3 protein-coding genes are annotated in these 3,747 nt (G+C 52.6%); 1 reads left to right on the forward strand and 2 read right to left on the reverse strand.

Annotated features, from left to right (window positions below):
* Positions 1-292 precede the first annotated feature (292 nt).
* Positions 293-1,117 (reverse strand): hypothetical protein, encoded by an 825-nt coding sequence (locus G9463_RS23370; RefSeq protein ID WP_165897965.1) that lies wholly within the window; start codon positions 1,115-1,117, stop codon positions 293-295.
* A gap of 57 nt (positions 1,118-1,174) precedes the next feature.
* A complete protein-coding gene (locus tag G9463_RS23375) occupies positions 1,175-1,453 on the reverse strand; it encodes a hypothetical protein (protein ID WP_165897966.1) in 279 nt (92 codons plus the stop codon).
* A 1,009-nt stretch (positions 1,454-2,462) separates the two neighbouring features.
* Between G9463_RS23375 and G9463_RS23380 the strand changes: the two genes are divergently transcribed.
* Positions 2,463-3,743: a Cdc6/Cdc18 family protein gene (locus G9463_RS23380; protein WP_165897967.1), complete on the forward strand. Its 1,281-nt coding sequence runs from the start codon at positions 2,463-2,465 to the stop codon at positions 3,741-3,743.
* Positions 3,744-3,747 lie beyond the last annotated feature (4 nt).

Below are 3,747 nucleotides of genomic sequence, written 5' to 3' on the forward strand. Positions count from 1 at the left end.
AAGCCGACGCATGATTCTCGATGAGGAGGTGTCTGTGTGCACAGCGGATACCTCCTCATTCCTCTCGAAAAGTAGCCTCGATAAGCCGCCGCTGTCACGTGGTTCTTCTCTTAGCTAAAGACGGATGCACTGAACAACATATTTGATCCAGCACTGCCATCATCAAACCACTACTGCTCACGCGTGCACACACCACCGTTTCCGGTGAAAAACCACCAGACTGCAGTAGTGTTTACACTCGAAACACGGTGTGGTGAATCTGGGATATGACCATGCTTAGCGCAGGAATGATCTACACTTCGAGTGGCTCCATCGGCTCGACCTCGGAGGTCAACAGATGCGACCGAAGTTGGGCGTAGGCCCCGTCGCCATCAGTCGTGACACAGTACCGATTTGGCCTTGCCTGACGAGGATTGCCGTCGTTCTCTTGCCACGCCGCCAGCGTGAACTCAAGCGCCTCCAACTCGCTGTCAGCACCCTCAAAGACGGCCGCGACCGACGGCGTCCCGTGGTTGTCAGCGACGTAGGCCACCGTGACACCGTCGTGGTTGGCGTCAAGTTTCGTCCACCCATCGAGTTTGTCTGGCGGGTCCTCAGCGAACTGCTCGATTTCGCGTTGGGTCAGTTCGGCTTCTGCGGCGTCGCGCCATGCTTGCTTGATGTCCTCGGCTTGGGACCGCTCGATCTCCTGAAGGACGTCGCTGTCGATACAGTCGGCGGCCCACGCAAGCACGGTCTTGGCCTTCTTGTACCTCACCTTGGGTTCGCCGTCCAGCTGTCCGAAGTTCATCTCTTGGGGCGACATCAAGAGAACTGACGACCGCCAGTAACCGGGGTCAGCGTCGCATTCCTCGTCGGCATCGGGAGCCCACGACTCCATCGAGGTCCGGACTTCTTCGTGGTGCCCGAAGCCGGTTCGAACGCCGCCGGCGCGCAGGATTCGCTCCGCGAGGTCGATAGTTCGCTCGCGCTCGTCAGCGGGCACTCCATCGGGGCGAGTTACATCGGCGTAGAACGGTAAGCCGACTGTGCTGATGATCGCTCCTTCGTAGTTTGGACTGAGCGGCGGTTCCTCGAGGAAGATCGGGTCGAACGGTGGTTCGGCTGTCGGCAACATACTGGAAAGCCTCCAGCCATGGAGGCGACACAAAATCGCCCTGCGGCGGAGTCTGGTCTAGAGGTACTGGTCGGCGGTGTCGCCGTGGTTCGCTTCCAGGGCTTCCCAGTCCGCCATCGCGTCGTACTCTGGCCGGACCTCTCCGTCAGAGAGTATATCGTCGACGAAGGCTTGGACTTGCTCGCCGATAGAAGCGTCCTGCAAGTCGCGCTCCCGAGCGATAAACTGGATACCACAGAACGAGCGTCCGTCTGCTGCGAGCTGCCAGAGTAGGAGCTTTCGGTTTTGGTAGGTTGCGAGTTCGGTCAGTAATGCATCGTCTGGTGGGTTGGACATCGTGTGGAGCCTCCGGCTGTGAAGGCTGCACAAAACGAATATAGTGGGCAATAGCTCAATCGCCTACATGATGTATTAGAACAAACAGGAGGCCTGAGTTCAGTTAGATATACAGATATCTCATGTGGTACAGGGTAAGCGACCTGAATAATTTCAGCTGCGATGTTAGCTTTAATATGTCTCTTTTGATGAGAGTCTCCAGAGGAGATTTCCAACGCAAACACGCTACACAGGCGGCGTAATTCAACTCTGATAGTGCCCGTCTGCTGTATCGGTCGTGGAGAAGTGGGACCCCCCGGTTTTCACGAGAGTTAATATGGACCAGTTAGCCGGAATTTTGTTCCCCACCCCCCACATTTCACGAGAGTTTAAGAATAGCAGCGCAGCTCCTAACTCATGAAATGTGGGGTGTAGTTGAGCAGAGCAAGTCATCAATTGTGTAGTAACTCAGAGAAAGCACGGAGTCTAGACAGTGAGTGGAGAGGGACTGATGGTCTCTCAGGGAATCAAATACAGAGCAGCGCGACCGTAGATTCCTATGGATATAACCTACTAGCGATGGATATTGTTTGTTGACGACGATAACTGACCCATGGGAAGTTGGGGTCTCCTTGCTGCCTTGCTGAAGAGAAGAGACAGGTAGATATCTCCCCCTCCCCCCATATTTCATGAGAGTTGCTGTAGGGGAGGGGAAGGAAGAAATAATGTCTGACGCTTCTTGCTGAATTTCCACTAGAGAATTAAACTGAACCTAATGTACTACGGATTCTGTTCTAATCTATCTGTATTAAATCTTCTTCTCACTCAGAGTTTCATTTTGCCCTCTCTTCCCCCTCCTCTCTAACGATACTCTCGTGAAATATGGGGGGCGGGGGTTGGTGCAAAACGTCCCAGCTCGTGTGAAAACCGACGCATATGTCTCATGAAGCAGTGGGGGCATCTCGTGAAACAAATGAGTCCCATGAAGCGGTGGTTTTATTTCACATAGATTGTATCTATCGGGTATACGATGGGACTCGAACCGTTCTCTCCTGACTCCACTATCTTCCGAGACGAATCGGTCCTACGGGACGGATATCAACCTGCCCGTCTTATTGAGCGCGACACAGAACTTGAGCAGTACCAGAGTGCGCTTAAACCTGTGATTAACGGTGCGCCGCCGAAAAACCTATTTTTATATGGCCAGACTGGAGTCGGGAAGACACTATCTTCGAGGATGGTCGTTGAACGACTGATCGAGGATCAGCAAAATATCGACGGTGTCGATGTTCAAGTAATTGAGTTAAATTGCAAATCGCTGAACAGCAGTTACCAGGTGGCTGCAAACCTCATTAATCAATTTCGTCCGCCAACCGAGCAAATCAAACCGACCGGGTATCCGAGCGGGATGATCTACAATATGTTGTTCGATGAGCTGGAAGCACTCGATGCAACACATTGCTTGATCGTACTTGACGAAATTGATGCTATTGGGAATGATGACGACATCCTGTATAAGCTTCCCCGGGCGAACGATAACGAGAACGTTGAAGATACACTGGTTGGGGTGATTGGCATCTCGAATGACTTCACGTTCCGCGATAACCTCTCAGCTCGTGTGAAGGACAGTCTCGCTGACGAAGAGATCCATTTTCCACCGTATGATGCGAACGAACTCGGGAACATCTTGAAACAGCGTGCTGGTGAGGCGTTTCACGATACTTCGGCTCAGCGACTTGATGATGGCAGTTATGAGTTACAGTCTGATATTTTGGAGGGCGATGTGATTCCGCTGTGTGCAGCGTTTGCCGCACAAGACTCTGGAAGTGCCCGACAGGCGCTGAAGCGATTGTATAAGGCTGGAGATCTGGCACGAGATGAGGAGTCCGACGTCATCACCGAAGCGCATGTGAGACAGGCAGACGAGATTGTTGAGCGCGATAAAGTGCGCGACGAATTAACCCGCCTGCCAACACAGAGTAAACTGACTCTCTACTCCCTGTTACTGTTGGAGCGGGAGGATGAAACGCCGTCCAAGCGTAACCGAATTTATGAGCGGTATGTAATGGCTGCAAAGCGTATCGATGCGGATGTACGGACTGACAGAACGATTCATGACCGGTTGTCACAGTTGACGCTGAAAGGATTCCTGGACGTAGATGAACAGAATAAGGGCCCCAAAGGGGGCTCATACTATGAGTACGAATTTTCGATTCGCGCGGATTTGGCACAGGAAGTACTTCAAGAGGACGAGCGGTTAGCGGAGTTGTTTGCTACAGACGAGACATCGACGACGTTAGACTCGTTCTGATTCT

The organism is Haloarcula sp. JP-Z28, from assembly GCF_011440255.1.
In the GTDB taxonomy this organism is placed as follows: domain Archaea; phylum Halobacteriota; class Halobacteria; order Halobacteriales; family Haloarculaceae; genus Haloarcula; species Haloarcula marismortui.